This is a genomic window from Paenibacillus sp. CFBP 13594 (assembly GCF_014842675.1).
Classification (GTDB): domain Bacteria; phylum Bacillota; class Bacilli; order Paenibacillales; family Paenibacillaceae; genus Paenibacillus; species Paenibacillus amylolyticus_B.
Genome location: NZ_JACYVQ010000001.1, coordinates 63,625 through 82,615, shown reverse-complemented (window position 1 = coordinate 82,615; position 18,991 = coordinate 63,625). Strand labels below are relative to the sequence as shown.

The 18,991-nt window shown below is 44.0% G+C and carries 9 protein-coding genes; all 9 read right to left on the bottom strand.

All coding sequences use genetic code 11. The features are described 5' to 3' along the window. Positions 1–26: 26 nt before the first annotated feature. A complete protein-coding gene (locus tag IFU39_RS00570; RefSeq protein ID WP_192130981.1) occupies positions 27–5,825 on the bottom strand; it encodes a hypothetical protein in 5,799 nt (1,932 codons plus the stop codon). A gap of 101 nt (positions 5,826–5,926) precedes the next feature. Next, on the bottom strand, positions 5,927–7,063 hold the full coding sequence (locus tag IFU39_RS00565) for a hypothetical protein (RefSeq protein ID WP_036607790.1): 1,137 nt from the start codon (positions 7,061–7,063) through the stop codon (positions 5,927–5,929). 13 nt (positions 7,064–7,076) lie between these two features. Further along, the gene (locus IFU39_RS00560; protein ID WP_192130979.1) at positions 7,077–8,996 is read right to left on the bottom strand and encodes a hypothetical protein; all 1,920 of its coding nucleotides are present in this window, start codon (positions 8,994–8,996) and stop codon (positions 7,077–7,079) included. A gap of 11 nt (positions 8,997–9,007) precedes the next feature. Then, on the bottom strand, positions 9,008–9,418 hold the full coding sequence (locus IFU39_RS00555) for a hypothetical protein (protein ID WP_192130977.1): 411 nt from the start codon (positions 9,416–9,418) through the stop codon (positions 9,008–9,010). 18 nt (positions 9,419–9,436) lie between these two features. Then, positions 9,437–9,853 carry a hypothetical protein gene (locus tag IFU39_RS00550; protein WP_192130975.1) on the bottom strand — a complete coding sequence of 139 codons (417 nt, stop codon included), beginning with the start codon at positions 9,851–9,853 and terminating at the stop codon, positions 9,437–9,439. After that, on the bottom strand, positions 9,853–12,993 hold the full coding sequence (locus IFU39_RS00545; RefSeq protein ID WP_192130973.1) for a M23 family metallopeptidase: 3,141 nt from the start codon (positions 12,991–12,993) through the stop codon (positions 9,853–9,855). Before IFU39_RS00545 ends, IFU39_RS00550 begins: the two co-directional genes overlap by 1 nt. A gap of 15 nt (positions 12,994–13,008) precedes the next feature. Further along, complete coding sequence (locus IFU39_RS00540; RefSeq protein ID WP_192130971.1) at positions 13,009–14,361, bottom strand: hypothetical protein; 1,353 nt, start codon at positions 14,359–14,361, stop codon at positions 13,009–13,011. A 100-nt stretch (positions 14,362–14,461) separates the two neighbouring features. Continuing rightward, positions 14,462–15,112, bottom strand: a complete 651-nt coding sequence (locus IFU39_RS00535) for an S-layer homology domain-containing protein (protein WP_192130969.1) — start codon at positions 15,110–15,112, stop codon at positions 14,462–14,464. Positions 15,113–15,135: 23 nt separating this feature from the next. Further along, entirely contained in the window at positions 15,136–18,981 is a 3,846-nt protein-coding gene (locus IFU39_RS00530) for a hypothetical protein (protein WP_192130966.1), read from the bottom strand. Positions 18,982–18,991 lie beyond the last annotated feature (10 nt).

Below are 18,991 nucleotides of genomic sequence, written 5' to 3'. Positions count from 1 at the left end.
CTCTATACGACAAAAAGAGCACCGAGTTAATCGGTGCCCGTCAGATCATATTGCAATTTCGAATCTGTGTAGATCTGGAGTTTATTTTTCATGACCGACACGGACAATGTATACCATTTTTCCTTCTCCCACTTAAAGGGTTGCATCGGAGAACCCACTGCAGTTGGATTGCCAGCAACGATTTTATATAGCTGCATCGGCGTTCTCATATCCAGACTGTTATCGCTATCTCCTCCGTGAACCATAAACATCCAATAATTATTTTCATCGAAGTATTTGAAAATAATTCCTGCGCCATTCCCATCCGTACTTGTATCCACCTTGAAATCAATGGAGAACTTATACGTCTCAGCCAGGAAATTATTGCGGTACCATCCACTGATGTCCTTCGTATCTGCCTTGGAATAAAACTTTCCAAGCAATTGATCCCAATCCCAATCGCCTTGACCGAATTTAGTCCAATCGTCTGACTGGGATAATTCCAGCGCATCCATATCCTTGGAATACGGATAGTACACATTAAACGGATCATTCGGATCATAGTCCTCTGGAACACCCAATCCCCCTTCCCAATCTTCAGGATCCATCCCTCGATCGAGCAGATCTTCCGAGTAATCGAATATGAGACCCTGTGCCATGGTGTCCATCATCGGAATGTAAGCATCAGCGGATTCACGTTCAGCCACCGGATGATCATTCAGTGTGAAACTCTCACGCGGTTCCATCTTAGCTTCGTGATACATTTCCATAAGATGAGCTGTTCTCTCGGGAAGGAACGCATGCAACTGTTCCAGATACTCTGCTCTTTTCTCAGGTCTTTCAGCGAAAATAAAACCTGTGATGACTTGAGAACAGCGTTCTTCAAATGAAGCCATGAGAGAATCAGGATCCTCAATTTCAGACAATCTGGCGTTCGCTATACCTGTCGGCAACTCTCTTTCTATACTGGATTCACGTTCCTCAATTATCCCTTTAAAATCATCTTCAATAAGATAACCCGGGTCTATCAACTTACTGCCAAAGCTCTCGCCGTCATTAACAATGTAACTTGTGTATGGAAGACTATTTCCGTAACTTAACTCCTCACTGGAGAAAGCAAACCTCTGGAGTGTGGTACCATATATCCCATCAAAATGCTCACCGGCTCGCTCACCCCCAACGCCACTTTCCATTTCATGTGAATGACCATATCGATCCATTTTCCCCGCTGCGAATTGCTCCCAATCCAGAGTCGTGCTTCTTAACAAGTTCATTCCAGAATCCAATTGGTGGTTATACGCGTCATAAGAACTTCTGGAGCTCATGAACGAGTTATCTTCAATATGAACGTCTCTCGTTTTAAGGTAAGCATATTCGCTTTGGATCAGGTCTATCTGTTTATATTGGAAGCCAACAAGTTCCATGTCCAAAATGGATTCATTAAATTCCTTGTTTCCGTAGAACATGTCCTGATCCAAAGATCCATTTCGCAGCTTCACTACATCATTGATCGTCTCATGGGTATGAGCCCATCTTTCAGCTTTTACCCCAAATAGATTGTCATGCAAGAATGCTGATCTATCCTCTTTATTTAACTCAAGCGTTTGGGTCACATCAGTTTCTTTACCGTTTTTAAACGCATGAATTTGCACATCAATAGTGGAATCTTTGGCATTTTTCAGACCATACATGTTCTCTTCCAAATATCCATATTGCGGTTTGTCAGCGAGCAGATTCTCCTCCAAATTGCCGTACTGAGGTTTATCCGCTGAGAGCACGATTTCTATTGTTCCATACTTCAAGTTTGTTCCACCAACAATCTCAACCGGAACATCACTGTATTTCAGATTCGTTCCGCCAACAATCTCTACAGGTATATCTCCATAACTGAGCCCCGTCCCACCCACGGATTCCACTGGAACATCTGCATATTTCAGATTTGTACCGCCTAGTGGTAGCGTGAGGTCCATGTAACCATATTGCGGTTTATCCGCTATAAGTTGTTCTTCATGATTAGCAATCTTTTCAATAATGCTATCAGTTGTCTCATGAAGGTAAACATCATGAGTATGCTTATAGGCAAGAATCACATCATAATCCAGTGCCGAATCCTTTGTACTCTTTATCGAATCATAGATCAGTTCAACCAAGTTGGTATCTCTGAACCCTTTACCACCGTACCAACCCTCACCATGCAATTCACTCAAGCGTAACTTGACAACTTCACTCTCAATCTCGTGGACTGATGCCTCTTTCACGATTCTTGTAAAATGGTTATCTTCAAGCATGAGGGATAATCTGTTCATGTTATCCGAAATGATTTCAACGTTCAATTGTCCTTTGCGCATGATGGAATGAGCCGTCAGCATATCGTCAAGATTCACAGATTTCATTACAGTAGTGGCTAGAGATATCTCATCTTGCACCGATCCATATCGTTCTACCCTAATCGCTTCAGGAGTAATATTTACCAACGTGGATTCCCATGCTTGACGCATACCTGCATTAAACTCAATATCCATCGCACTTTCTCTTGCCCACGATGAACCAAGCGTATATCCAATCCCAGCTACTCCATCTCGATATTTCGCGCTGCTTATGGAATAATCGTCGCTGAGCAATGCTGATCTCCATTCCATAGTCGCCAGTGAGTAATCGATATCAATAGCTGCCTGACGTGGTTCAATCATGCCAATTGAATAGCTCTCATTCAAATACAACTGTCTAATCTTGGCTGTGCCTATAGAGTACTCACCACTGATTAAACCTTCTCTTGTTGGATTAGTAGCCATAGGTTGTTGATCATACGAGTATCCCTCACGAGTCTTTGACGTTCCAATAGCATATTCGCTGTTCAGAAGCATCTGGCGCAAGTTTGTACCACCCATGGTGTATTCATCATCAATCATTCCATAACGTTCGCGGGAAACCCCGCCCATATTTAATTCGGTATGAATTATGCTTTCACGGTTCATGTTGGAACTCACGACATCATGGTCAAGAACCATTCCGTCCCGTTTGTATTTTGCGCCTATCCCGTACTCATCAAAGGTTTGTCCTCTGCGTTCAACCTGACTTCCTTCATACGCTGGGTCATCAGGGAATAATCCCCCTCCAGGATTCAGATAACCTAATGAATCTTCAAACTCAATAATAGCCGGTCTTGCATTAAAATCGGCGCCGTAAATGACTTCCGTAATTTCGCCATGCTGATCTTCCTTTACTTTCACTCCCTCGAAAACGTCTGTCTCTAGTGTGGAGTTACGTCTGTCGAGTTCGGCCAATCGAGATTCATCTTCAAGTACTGTTATGCTCAAATCTTTGGATGCTTCTGAGAGTCCCGTCCCTATATCACCAAGCTGAGATTCCTTCGCACCTTCGAAATTAAAGGAAATGATGCCTGATCTGCTTCCTTCTTTATCAGCTGTTAAGATCCCACAATCGATTAACGCATCTACCCGCTCTCTAACCCCTGCCAAAAACGGTTCATCAAAATAAACCGAAGCGTCTGCATTATTCACAGCTTCCATCATCATTTCCAAGATGACTGCCGGGCTGTTCTCCAAGATCTCCCCAACGATAAATTCCTCGTCCAAATATCCAGGGTATGCTTTATTCCCCAACCATCCTCCACCAACCAATTTGTCCAAAAGCTCATCCCGAATCATGGTTGGTCGACTACTTTCTCGGATAGATTGCAGGATCGTTTCCAGATGTAACTTTTTACGATCTCTATGTGATACAAGTGGTTTCTCTGTCAGATGTACATGCTTCTGTTCGTCATTCTTTCCATACGAATTTAGCTTTTCGAGCATGGTAGAACGTAATAATTCTTTGTCAGCCAAATGGTCCTCAGACTCAGGTAACCACAAATCATGAGCCAACGCTCTTTCTGCCGTTGTTGAACCAGCCGTATAACTTTCAAAGAATGCTTTTCTTTCTGCACCTTCTTCGCTGTTCGGGATGTACAAATTCTTTTTCTCTGTTTTTGCAGTAAGGAAGTTATCCTCAATATAGCTGTCTAATTTGTTTTCCCTTTCACCAAGTGATTGCTTGTTAAGTACTTCAAGAGCCTCTACAGTCACTCGTTTGCCCAGCCTACTTTCTCTCTCCACATACCCAGGGACCTTACTGATCCTTCTGCTCTCCTGCAAATCTCTGAAAACAAAACCGTGCTCCATACTTTCACGATAAGCCTGTTCTGCATGACGGTCTACCTCACTATGAACCACATAAATCCGTTGTGCCTTAGGACGCTCGTGCTCAATATACATTTTCTCCAAATAAACTCTTTGCCCCGTAGTCAGATTACCCATGACGTTCATATCTTCCGCTTGATCCCGAACAGCCCAAGGAAATTGCCTTTCCACATCCGTAATAGTCCCTATATCTCTGGATGCCAAAATGATACCGGATGCTGTAGTTGCTGGATGTTTGTCTATAATTCTGTGAGCTTGGAGCGGATGCCAAAGGGTATCACTCGGACGAAAGACTAACGCATTTCGATGTTGGTCACGGCTGCTTTGACTGAGATCATCATGAAAGTAAAGTTGCTTGTTGACTTCTCGCGTACTTCTCATTTCGGTATGCAGAACAGTGGGGTACTGACGTTCCTTCAGTTTGGCAAGTACATTCTCATGAGTTGTCATTTCATTCTCGATTACCCGCGTAGCCTGATTCAGTTGTGAAAGAAACATGTTCTCTTCGATGTCTCTGATTGCTTGAACAATTTTGCCTGTAGTCGTTCCAGCAAACGTTGTTTCTCGCATAGCTGTCCCTAGTGTTTGCATGAGTGTCAATTGGGATGTGTTAGAGATTCTTTGAGCTAAAGGCAATGTCCGATCAAAATGCATATACTTTATTTCCTGAAAGCGACGAATATAAGCAGTCGACATATCCGATAGAATGGATAACTGCTGATGATCATCTACCCTTTTCCCCATCATGGCAGCTTGTTCGGCAAATGTTTCTTTATGACCATCACGTAAACCTAGCAGATCCCGATATAGAAATTCCACATCTAGTTTGCTTACCTTCCTGGACTGAAGACTCCTCTCCAGTTCTGTACTTCTGAAGTGGTCTTGAATGGCTTCTAGCAAAAAGTCATTTTGTGCCCGGCGTCCAATGATTTTCTCCACTTTCTCGAAAACCTCTGCCACATCCATATCCGGTTTGTCGTTTCGAACAGCGTGTATCCATTGCTTAATTTCCAGTTCAGAGCTGCTATCTTGCTCCGCACTATCTGCATAATCCGCAATCATCCCAAATTCACTAACCCTGAAACTGATTTTTCCTGGCTCCAACTTATCCAGATTCTTCACAAAGTTACGAGTTAGACCCAAATTACGGACAATCTTTAACTCTTTATCGTTATCTACGCGCCAGCCCTCTGACATATTTTCATGAATGAATGAATCCTTTAATCCTCCGGGCCTGTGGCCTTCGTCTTGATGATCCATTTCCAAAGCTTCAATTAACGCAGATCGCTCCATTTCGAACGAAAATTCCATGACATCGCCTTGCTTGGTAGCTGAGCTCGATCCTTCCATCGAACTTTGCAAAAGTCCTTCTTTATCCTGTTTAGCATCACTTAGGACAATAAATCGTTCTTCTCCTTCCAGATCCTTGCGAATCGCTTCCACAAGTTGATGATTAAACCCATGTGAGATCGATCTTGCCAAGTAGAAATCAAGCATCAGGACACTTGGATACCGGCTGTAAGGCATATATATAAATCGATAATCCTCAGGCCTGCTTCCTGTAGTTCCGACTGTAAACAGGTAACCGTACTGAGTTGTCGTGTAATCTATAACGGTGAAATCAAACTTGTTGACTACTTGACTCACATCACTGCCCCCTTCCAACTAAAAAAAGGGAACCCCTGAGTGGAGTCTCAGAAAGTTCCCTCTCACTGAATCTATACGACTCAGCTTTGATTCAGTTTAACTTACGCCGTATAACGGACTTCCTTCAGAATAGCCACACCCATGCGTTGGTTAGCAGACAGATTCATAAAATTCTGTGCCGTATCGGTATCAAAGTAACGATACACCTCTTGGTCCCAAGACTTGCCTTCCACATCAATAATTAACTCATCCAGGTGAAGGATATTATGCTTCGTCACCGCGATGCAGTTATCGAATTGACCGCGGTAGCCCTCGTAAGGGTGAACCACGTAGATCGGAGACAAGTGATATTTGGATGTCCATTTGGACGCTTGGAAGCCTTGAGGCTCCAGTTCCAACCCCGTATCCCCCAATTCCGGATCTTGATAAGCTTTCCCCTTCGGTGGAGCTTGAGTAATAAAGGAAGGATAGTGCTGCTGGAATTCAATACCTGATTTGGTTTTCAACATCTGAAGTGTGTTGTTACCTGCAGAAGTATATTGACCGTAGTAATACGTTCCTGTTGTTGCAATCTGAGAGATATCTGGTTCTTCGATTACTGCTCCAGCTGTCAGCATTACGTTTCCGTCTACGTCATTCAGGTTGTATTTGAACGGTTTCAATGCACCTGCATACAGGAAGGATTTTTTGTAATCAAGGAAGTTTACTGCTGGGTCCGCAACGAGAACCATCGCCAAACGATTGTTCATGACATTTACATACATGTATACAGGTTTTTCTTTATTCCGATCCGTTGGTGTATAGTTTTCCAGTGCCCATTGGTAGAGTACCGGATGTCCTGTTAGCTTGAATGTAGGGCGAGTGGTAACTGGTAGTGTAGTTGGTTCGCTGCCTTCCAATCCTTCAAGCAGCTGAACAGTCAACGTACTATGCTCCTCATAGGCTGGAACTGGTGCAACGACGCGTGGTACCAGAGCATGATTAATGAAACTTACATAGAAATGTTTAGTAATTGGTGTTGCTTGTGTTCCAATGGTCATGATCCCGCGAAGAATAAGTTCCTGAATACGGTCACTACTGTCCTTTTCTTCGTAAAATACTTCCCACAGATTTTGTTCCTGAGACTCGCCTGCAGTGGATTCAAATGGGAAACTCTTAAACCCTGTAACTTCCTCTTTCAGTTTTGTCAACACGTCCTGTGAAGTGGTGATTGTTTCTACATATTTAAAATTTGCCATTATGTAATCCTCCTTATTTTATCTCTTTCAAAAATGCAATCGTAATTACATCTGGTGATGGGGAATGCTTGAATAGATTCAACGGACTCTTGATACTGAAAAACTTGTAAACCTCTGTCCATGTACCCAACGCAGGTTTGGAAGGATCTTTCAGAATTTCTGTGTCTACGATTAATTCATCGCGATTGACCAGGTTATGGTCGTATATCGCAACTACACCGTCCATATAACCCCGATATCCTTCTGCCTGATGAACAAGGTAGATTGGACTTGCATGATACTTCCCTGTCCAGAGGGATTTCTGGAACCCATCTGTATCTACAATCAATTTCGAAAGACCTGGGGGAAGTTTACCCACAGAAGGATAGTTCGGAAGATGCGAAATAAATGCCGGGTAATAGCGCTGGAACAAGACATTACTGCGTGTCTTCAACATGGACATGGAGTCCATGCCATTTGAAGTGTACTCACCATATTTGGCATAGTTATCCGGATTAAGATCCGTGAGAATATCATTTTTCGTATAACCTGTCATATCTGTTCGCAGATCACCCATACCTACAGTGACACCGAAGTTTCCTCCATGATCGTAATCATTGAACGGAACGATCTTGCCTATGTATCCAAAACTGCGGTAATAGCTATGAATGTTCGGTGAAGGATCACCTTCTAGAACAAGTACTACTCGATCATTATTTACTGATAAAGTGTAAGCTACCAGGTAATCCGGTCTGCGTTTTTTGTTAGGCAACCATGATGTTGTAGAATGTCTGCCGTGGAAAAAGCGAGCTGCCGGGCTTACGATCTCGGTCTTGCCATCATAGTCCAACTTCCACTTCGTGGACGGTGGGATGAATGTTTTGACAATCGTATCTGTGTTCCACATCTCGTAAATGGCTTGTGCCTTGGCTTGATCTATAACTGTAGGTGTTAACCCCGGTTTAACCGTAGCTGGATCACAAGCTCCTCTGTATGTGGTTGTTGAATCTCCACTTGTATTTGTGCCTTCAAACTCTTCGCCATAATAAATGTTAATATAATTCCAATCATTAGTTGGTTGCTCCAACATTACAGAGTACTCCCGCACAGGAATTCCTGTTGGTACAGTTGGCGTACCTTTAACCACTACTCTAGAAGGCACATCATGAACGGGATCAGCTGTATAATAACGCTCAGTAAACGTGTATTTTGATTTACCAGGTTCCACAATACTAGATTTCAAAGAAGTCCAGTCTCCGTAATAGTCAAAATATCTTACGTATTCCCACTGATAGGCCGTTTTAAGACTATAGTTCCAGTCACCAGGAAGCTCCGTAACTAACTCAAATTCATTCCAGTCATTCACGTAAACCTCTTCACCCGTGCTCAGTGTTTGCTTCTGTTTTACGATATAGGCAGTAACCCCGTCAGGTTTCGTCAAGTCTGTTACCAATGTAGCCAGCTGATTAGGAACGTCTACAAAAATATTAGCTCCAGTCTTATCTGTATAAGAAAACTGAACAACTTGAATCTTTCTACCGGTTCTGTAATTACCGTAATCCTTTTCTCTGACTGCGGGACGACTACTACCCTCAACAATTTGATCCCAATATACGGAACTTACTTCATGAAGAAAACCATCATCTTCAACAGCTGGTGTTCCATCTTTAAACTTAAGTTTACTGTAGTCAGGAATTTTAATCACATCATACAAGTTACCATCCGTATGAAGGTACTTCCCTTGGATATTAGGCCGAGTTTTAGGGGTATAAGTTACCCAATAATCTTGCTCTGCCTCGTATACCTTCTCCCAGCGATTGGCGTCAATTCCGCCCTCTACTCTGGGAATATCAGCACCTACGATTTCATCGGCCAGCGTGTTGATCAATTTTTGTGCTTCCGACTCTCCGTCAATATAAGCGGCAAAGTTCGTCTGCGGTTTTTGCAGTGCCATCGTCACCCTCCTTATCTCAAAAATTTGATGTTGTACCAGACCGACTTGGCTTCAGCCACCGCGTTAAAAAAGTCAAACGTGATGGTCGTTCCCGCCGGAATCGGGTAGACAATTCCGAAACTGTTCCCCATGGAAACCGACTCGGGAAGTTCCTTCGCATAAATGGTGTGGCACACCTTTTCAGTCCCGATCGTCAGCTCCCAGTAATCGCCGACACAGTAGTGGCTCGCAGCAAATGCAATGCTCAGAAACTCCGTGTCATACGCCAAGGTGAACGTATCAGACTTGGTGGTCTTCGCCGCCGGAATGTCCAACATCTGTCCCCGAATGAACGGGATCGTTTTTTTACTGAAGTGTGGGTACGGCAGCTCGCGCACTTTGTCGATGACGCCACCCGCGATGTAAGATACATTAAATGCCATGGAACCACCTCCTACATGTTATATACGACTTACGCTCGTTCCAGTTAAGCGTCCCTCGTCATCATAATTTAGACCAATATTGTAAGTGAACATGGACTCTCCAGCTGGATCATATGTACGGGCCGTCACCTGCGTTAACCTGAAATACTTGTAATAATCATAATCCGGATGGGAATAGCCCACTCCGAAAGGAAAGTCTTCCTCATCCTCTGAGCCAAACTTCATCCAGATCGAAACCTTCCATGCCGATTCATAGACGAGGTCTGCTCCAGTCACCCTGTCGGGGTCCTGCATATGCTCCCGATACAATGTAACGGAAGGCTCACCTTCAAGAGGAGAAACATTCGAATTGGAGATACTGCTATATTTGCGAAGCTCCCGGTGGATGAGATCCAGTACGGGAAATACAATATTTTCATTCACAATGCCGGCCATTACACCATCACTCCCTTTCTTGCCCACATCATATCAATGACCTGTAACATGCCACGGTCGACCGAATAACTGGTTTTAATACTTTTAATCGTATAAACAGCTCGTGTGGTGGTCGTTTTATCCGTCACAATAACGTTGTCGAGCAGATCAAGCGCAGGATTCGCAGGAATGGATACCTGAAGCGTACGGCACATCCGTTTCATATCAAAAAAAGCTCGCTCTGCCACCTGTCTTTTGGCTTCAACCGTCTTCGCCCAAGGAACGGCCAGCACCATGGTTCGGATTTCTCCTTTGAGTTCGAGCAAAATCTCCTTGTCCACGAAACTGCTCTGACTAGCATTCGAGTCGATAACAACGATGTGACTTCTTCCTCTGGACCAATCCGTGGATTTCGTAATGGAGATCAAATTGTCATTCTCGGAAAACTCTGCCACGACAGGTTTGTCATAATTCAAGCGTTCCAGTCGGTATGTACCATAACGGTCACAGTAGCTTCGATACGGTATCTCCGAGATTACCTCCTGAACGGCTTCCGTAACTTTGCCTGACCATTGCTCAAACGTCCTGCCATACTCCTCAATAAATGGATTAAGCCATCCGTTCGGTGTCAGCACTGTACTTGCGTCCTTAACTTCAAACTCACCTTCCTGACCCGGTACGGGGACAATGACCCTACCCGTCTTCTGATTCACCTCAATCAGATAGGTCTCGTCAATCACGTAATCAGGATAAGAGCGATCCTCACTGGTTGCCCTCCAACCCACCATACCTGCATGTTTAACCAGATCTAGTACAACGGTTGATTTGACCCAAGCCGGCTTTTCAAATTCTACAGGCTGAGCGGGTGTTGGATTAACTGCCGGAGTGGAGGTTGCTGTAATGGTCCAGCTTGCCGGGTCTGCGAGCATCTCCTGATAATAGGTCCATACCTTGTCCACCCAATTCTCCCGATCTTGACTCCAGGTCATGGGAGCAATGTCTCCACCATTATGGAAATAAAGTACATCCGCCTTGGAACTCACTTTTTTCCCTCTGGACGCCAGCGCCTTGGACATCCGTTCTGCTCCGCGCTTCATTTGCTCCTGAATACCTGCGTATTTCTCAGTACACGGCCCCTCACTAGGACAGCCATATCCAAGAATAAAGCTGCCGTTCTCATCTTTACCCTTACCTTGTGTTCCGAGAACGGTCTCGTGCCTGCATATCGCAAGCAAAAACTTATGATCAGGTACACCATACGCTGCAGCTTGGGCCTGTGCGGCCTGAATTATGGATGATGTCCGGTCCGTGCCAACTGCTGCAGGCGGCACCGGATCTGGCACATTATCAATCTCATCTACTTCTGGATAAGCTTTTTTCTCGGAAATGACTTTCTCGATAATGCGCTTGTACATATCTCGGGCCGTAATCTCCAGCGTGGAGCCTTCGCCATTGATGTCCACCTTGTCAATCAGTCCAGTAAATACCCGCATCATGTGCTGACCATATCCCATATATATGCGTATCGGTGTATTTTCACTCAGCACCCCGATATGGAATCCGTTTGCGAAATAAGACCATGGAGACGGCACACCCCCAAGCTCAGGAAAATGAGCAGGATTATAATCCGGGGAGAAGAATCCTCTCGGATTGGAGATGGTCAGCCGTGCTTCCCTGGCTTCAGAATCAAACTGGTCATCGATTTCGGCACTAATAATATTGGGAAGAACCTGTGTGTCCATATAGACAAAAGATCCGACCTGAATAACATCCGTCTCGATCCTTCTATTATTGATAAAATCTGTGTAGCTGTTCGTTTGATAATATCCTTTAGACGGATCGAGCCCTTCTTCACTCTTTTGATTCTTCAACGGAGCAGGCAACAACTCTTGTATGCGAATATAATCAATGGCAAATTTTTTATACTTCTTACTTGAAGCAGGAACAGACCCGGTTGGGACAGTGGAGTTTTGTTTGCCCCCATACGTCACCTTAATCTTGATACTCTTGGCTTTTGCAGGGATCACAATATTATTCAATTCCGTGAGTTTGGTCAGATCATATGCCCCGTTAAACTTATTCACATAGGCATACGTTTTACCATCAATCACCACAGCAAAAGAATCCCCTTCTGCTTCACTAAAATTAGTCCCCATTCCAATACTAAGCAGCCCTTGCGTAGGCATACTCAGTTTCGTAACGTTAATCTCAAATTCAGCTACGGCAGCTTTGCCTTCAAAGGTGTATAGCAACTTGCCTCCTGAATCAAACATAGTCCAGCCCGATTCAATCTTGGCATAATCCGAAAATTTCAATCCGATTGTATAAACGTTTTTCTCATGCCAGTTTCGCTTGTCGAACTTCTCATTCAGTTTGATCTCTCCAGGATATCCTTCGACCTGAACCGGCTTTATATCAGTAAATGTTGTTTTCGCATTTCCGTGCAACTTGCGCTGTCCCTTGAAATACAATTGAGGATTAACTGCCTTACCACCTTCTCCAGTTCTCGTTGTTGGATTGACTCCTTCCCAAATTTCAAAATGTAGATGTCGTCCCTTGCCCACCGCACGTTCAGCCGCAGACACCTTATGACCACCGGTATATACGCCACCCGTATTGCCTAGTGTTCCAATGACAGCCCCTTGAGCTACTTCATCATCCACCGAACAGAGTATCTCTTTTAAATGGAAATACTTAGTGATTACACCGTTTGCATGTCTTATATTTACGGCATTACCAGCACCCTTTGTTTTACTATAGGATATTCGAACAACCTTTCCAGCCCATGCAGCCAAAATCGGCGTTCCAATCTCATCAAACAAATCAATACCTTTATGAATTCTTGTACCTTTATCACGAGGAGAGCCAAAATTATCTGTAACTGTAATACTATCAATCGTTTTACCCTTAACCGGAAAAAAAATCTCCTGAGCATTCGCTTGAGTCGAACCGTTATATATACCATTACTCGACTCATCCACCCAAACGGATTCTGTACTGATGATGGGTACCTGCTCGGTTACGATATGCCTGAACTCTTCTGTCCGTCCCGGGATAAATGCCAGCCGATCTACTTCGACCCGGATATTGGGAAGCGCTCCTTCCCCCAGCTTCAGACGCTGGGATAGCACATTCATAACCTCATCCGAAATTGGAATCATATTGTAATCTCCCCCTTACTTGAATCGCTCGATGGTCCACTTCATGAATCGGTCCAGGAAAGCTACGGCTTCAGCCCGGGTCATAGCGGAATTCCCAAGGAACCATACCTCTGCCTGTTCTGTGCCATTTGTAGGTCTCCCCATATCTGTTACTATCGCTGCACCATCCAGCTTGTTATTGATCGGAATGCCAGCAATTAGTGGATCATTGTTCGCAAATGTTTCGTCTTCCATTTCCGAGACAGCTATTTTCCAGAAGGCATCCTTGTTCTGTACAACTCGCTCCTTTTTGTCCCGATAATAAATGGCCGAATCTTTGCCGACGTCTGCGAACCTCTCGCTCACATCTTTGAGATAATAGAACGTCACTTCGTCGCCTTCTGAAAAAGGTTGGTTAAAAACAACCGTGTGGTTGTCAATTTCCGAATAAGCCGGTGTTTCTTGGTCTTTATCTTTTTTTTCGTCTTTAAATTTCACTGTAACTTTAAGTTTCTTTTTACCTGCCGGATAATTGCCGTTAAGCCTAAACACCCGTTGACCTTGAAATGCCGTAATAGGCTGATTAATCTCCGTCGTTGGTGCTTCCATGTCCGTAAATCTGGCATAGAACACCTTGCGTAACTTATTAATCAGATGAAAGGCTTCTCCCCGCTGTATAATGGCATTAGGAAAGAAACAATTGTTGTATGCTGGTTTGAGGGTTGTCGCTTTGATATTTTCACTCATGAACTTGTTATTCTTCGTCCAATAATTGAACTTGCAGGTGACACCGTTTAGATTAAAAGGAAGAAACACCGAGCCCCCAGGGCTGACACAATACACATCCGTTCGGTAACCAATCGCCTTTGTTGCAATTTTGGTTACTGCCTCTGCGTCTCCCATGGTGTCTGCCCATACCTCGGAAGGAATACTGAGCCTGCGAAGCGGTTGGCCTGCTGCATACAAATATTCCTGATGATTACGACTGAATGGATCGTAGAAATAGGTCGTCGCTGCACTAAGTACAGCTCTGGGCAGATCTCCAGTCCAGGACACGGGTGGCCTTTTCCAAGCACTGTCCAGCAACGGTTCACCATAACTACAGAAGGACACCACCTGTCCTGCTTTTACACCGGTATACAACTCCACATCGGTTAATCCCTTACTATTGGTTTCAGCCGTTTGGTAGATCGTTTGAACACCGTCAATAAACACATAAAGTGGGTTGTCATCTGTTGGTTTAATCAGCACAGGCAGACTGAATGAGGTTTGCCCCGCTTGCCCCTTGATTTCTTCATATACAAAAGGTTTGCCTTCCTCAAACTTGTTATAGTTGATCCCGGCAACAAAGACTTCACCATCTTCCAAAACCATATTCGTGGCTTCCATAACATCGTTATAGAACCAGTCCCCTTCGTTTACATCAACCCATTTTCGTATGATAAACACCTCCTATCTTTAGAATAGACAGAAAAGAGAGTAGGTCACCCTACTCTCGAATTGTTCGTTCCAGCAGACGCTTGGTTCGCATCAGGAAAGTAACAAACTCTGCTCTGGTTATGAAGTTTTCCGGTCTGAAATATAAAATGGGTGTGCCATCCAATTGTGTTACAACCGTCAGTCCCAAATCAGCCAAGCGTTCAATGGAATCTCTTGCCCAGTGGTCCTTGCCTTCTGTCGTCTGTAAATCCTGAAACTGTATTGCACTCTTACGGTCATAACCATCTTTTTTGATCAGGGTCATGGTCAATTCGACCTTGTACCCCTTCTGATCCTTATCCATCGTATCCTGATGGTAGAAAATAGGGTCGACTTTGATGGACTCTACAACACCAACATAGATATTACCCTTCTCATCATAAAATTTGTGTGTCCATCCTACGTACATCGCGTAGTCGTGATAGGATTGCTTATCTTTAAACAGGATGTTAATGATCGCCTTGTAAGAAGACACGCCCATCTGATGAAAATGCGAGGGAGCATTAATCATTTTAATTTCCCTCACTTGCGGATTGGGCGAAAGTGAAGAGTACGGATCAATTATTCTTCCGTTTACTAGCTCGAACTTCATGCCCGTATCTACATACAGCTTTCTTTTATACCGGTCATTAACTAAGCCAAACGGATTTTGCTGAGTCATATCAGACGCCCTCCTTACCTATTTTATCTGGGGATATGATTACTTCCCATTCTCGCACCAACATTGCTGGCCATTCGGTTTGCAATACCAGGACTGTTCTGCCGCAGTGTTTTATCCAACGTAGATGTCAGCCTCTCCACATCTTTTGTGCTGCCTGTCATATTATCAATGTTCACATGAACCGTAACATCACCCGAACCAACCATCACACTTTTATGTGTATTGTTCGTGGTCATGTAATCAAAGTAATCCATGACCTTAAGACCTGCTGGAATGTTGAATGAAGATATCGGTTTATCCATTTTTTTGCTAATTTCATACAAATTTTTGGACTGTTCTACACCCAATGATTGGATTTGTTTAAAAATCTGCATATATTCATCCGAGCCCGGTTTAAACACACCACTATTCAGCAGATTTTTCCAATCTTGCTTGATCGAACTTATTTGTGAGTTCATTTCTGATGCACGGGATTTGTTCAATGCAATTAATTCTGGTGCATCTTCCTTACCCCCATTAGCCGCCAGGAGATCATACATTCGTTTATCATAGTCCAACTGCGTCAACTCAAACTGATCATTCATCTTGCGTCTAAGCTCATCAATTTGGCTGTTTTTGACACCATTCAGTTCAAGCTCTGATTGTGCCTTCTGCTGTTTCTTCTCATTGATCTCCAGGCCCAGTTCATCTTTCTCCTTACCTTCAGCCATCTTGTCGTACGTCTTCTGTAAACTTGCAATGGCCTTATCGAAGAACTTGATATTTTCTTGCAAATATTTCTCCATTAGCGCGCGCATCTGACCAGAATCTTCGCGAACACCACTAATCAACAGACGGGATCGAGTGACTTGGTAATTGGTTTCGTTATCACTTGTCGATTTGTTAAGCTGCCGATTAATCTTGGCAATCATTTCATCAATGCCATTGCTCTGTGGCTGAGGCGTATAGCCGTTAGCAATGGTACCTATTCCGCCCGCAGCAGGAATATACTGCATTTGAGGTTGAATATATTGTATCTGCGGTTGTTGTTGTTTGCTGTCCCCAGGCGGCTTTCCAGACTCTTTATCCATTTGAATCTGGGCTTCTTTTTTCTCCTGCTTGTAGTTGTATTCCTTGCCCAGTTTCTTCTCAACTGCATCTCCGCCGTCTTCGCTCCATACCGCCTTAAATCCCTTCCAGTAATCCCCGAACTTATTATTGGTAGCATTGTTACCAAATAGGCTGCTGATTCCTCCCTTAACAACTGCATCCATTCCAAGGTTAAGGCCTTTCCACACTTTACCTACAACTGAAGACTGCTCCATATCTTTAAAATCCTTGGCCAGTTCCTCTTTATTTGTTGCACGAATACTTTGCTTCTCAGCTTCTGACTTACCCATATTACTCAGCGGATCAACAAGACCGGACACTACATCCACAGCAGTCATGGCAGCACCAAGATAAGGAACAGCTTTTAGGGGTTTCAGTATAGACTTACCGAACTTGCCGAGCTTTGCTAATTTCCCTGGAATGTCTCCTTTTTTCTTACGCTCGCTTGTAATATCACGTTGGGTAAGGATATCTCCAGGGGTTCCATCAGGTTTATCCGGACCTCTTAGTACATTCCCGTCCTTGTCACGAATAGGTGCATGACCGTTAAAAAATGCTTTTTTACTGCCGACTTCTTTCATATCTTCGAATCTCTGTTTTATCCCTCGTCGCTTGGGCTTGTCCTTCTTCTTCTTTTCTGAACCAAAATCCATAACTTCCTCAATCTTTGATTTAGCCATATCCTTAATTACGTCATTGATAAAATCTTGATGTCTCTCTAAAAAAGGTTTATTTGCTGAATCTTCCTTGTCATCCTTAACAGGGGATCCACCACTTCCTGCACCTGGAACAACTAACAATCCTCCTGGACCACTCATCATACTCGCTAGCTGAACCTGTTCGAGTTCCTTCAGTTTGGATATGTATGCTGTAGCATCGATCATGCCTTGTCTAAAGGAAGCATTTAACTCATTGACTTCGGTTCTCAATGTGGAGAGAACATCGTTTAATAGAGTTGACTGTTTACGCAGCTTCTGGATCTCGGATTCGTAGCGCTGAACATCGGTTGAACCGTATGTAAACTCAGCATTAAGGAAATACAACTTGTTTCGTAGTTCAACTGCATCCAGGTCCATGTCATCCATCGCCATCATCAAAACTCTAGCTTGGTGTTCAAGTTGCATCATTGCTCTACTCGTGTCATCCAGTTCTCGGCCTAGAAACTCAAGACTTCGCTTCGTCTTTGCAATCTGAATATCGAGTGAATGCATTTCTTCTCGCAACAGAAGAAGTTCTCGACTATACGTTTTGACTCGCTTCTCAGCTTCGTCACGTTCTTCTGCATGAATGGAAGAAGCCGCTGTATCCCCATCTTGTACAGCCTGATTGTACATATTATGTTTATGATCTCGGTTAGTCCGTGCCTGAAGTACATCATCTTTCTTGGCGGCAGCCCTACTTTGAATTTCTGTTCTGCGATGTTCCAGAGTCTGCAGACGACTCTGCTGTCTGCCCATTTCCTGCGCTACACCAGCACGTTGCACATCCACGACTCGAAGTGGCTCGGGAACATCGCTCCCCGTATTTTCGACTTTCCCTGGATCCGCATTCGTAGCATTGTATCGCTTCTGATCGCCTTCATTCATCACTTCACCGAACTTATCCCACGCAACCTGAACTCCGACTTCATCCATAATTCGGTTAAGCAATTCCATATGATCAACAATGCCACCCGTACGATCTCCAATTAACCGCATGACTGCGATAAGATAATCGCCCATCTCGGCAAATTCCTCTTTCAACCCTTGCATCGCCTCATGTGTTGCAATCTGAAAAGTGATTTCGATCTCTCGTTGTCGGAATTGAAGGTTGTCTCTACTGCCAGTGCGCTGATGGATCGACGCGTCTGCATCCGTAGCCTTCAATTGTTCAGCAAGAAGATCGAATCTAACTCGATTCGATGCAAAGCCCTGCTGAGGATGATCTCCTTTTGACTGAACCAACAATCCAGCCTTACTAATCCAGTTGGCTAATGCATCCTCTTGTGCAAACGTTTCATCAGGGTTCCCAACCTTTGGAAGGGTCTGACGCATCATATCCATCAAGTCCTGAATGCCAACATCCAACATCGTTGAAGCTCTGATCATCATGTCTGTGACTCGGGACAGATCAAAGCTACTGCTTCCCCATGCCGGAGTAACAGCTTCCAGACCTATTGCCGTCTGTTCTACATCCATATTGCCCGCTGAATGCAGCTTGGCTACTTCTTCAGCAAACGCGACAGCTTCAGATGAATGATCATAATTACGAGAACCAATACGATAGGCAAGACCCACATCTTCCTGATCCATACCATGTTGCAGTGCAATTCGTTGCAGATTTTTGACCGTTCCGGTTTGTGTGAATTGCCCTCTGTCATGCGTTGTCCCAGACGATCTAAGCTCCAAATTTTGGTCGGCTCGGCTTATCTGTTGATCCATCTGCTGCGACGAGTCAAGGGATTTCTTAAGTAATGTTGATGAGTACCCCTTGGTTTCACCTGCTGAAATATATTTCATCGTATTCATCACGGAGTCTATCAACCCCTGTGAGCCAGCTGCAGACACATCCTTCATTTCACTGAACGCTCCACGATAAAAGTGCTCCAAATCGGTCGTCAGCGTTTCAATCATTTGCGACTGCATATCACTTCTGATTGTCTCCACTCGTCTAATCAGTGTGCTAACCCCTGAAGGGGAACTCTCTTTCAGTACTGCGTTTTGTCCAGTTAATTGATCCTTATCCGTTAATATTTCTTGTGTTAATGAATGTTTATCTCCTTGTCCTTCTGTTTCAGTCAAAAGAATCACC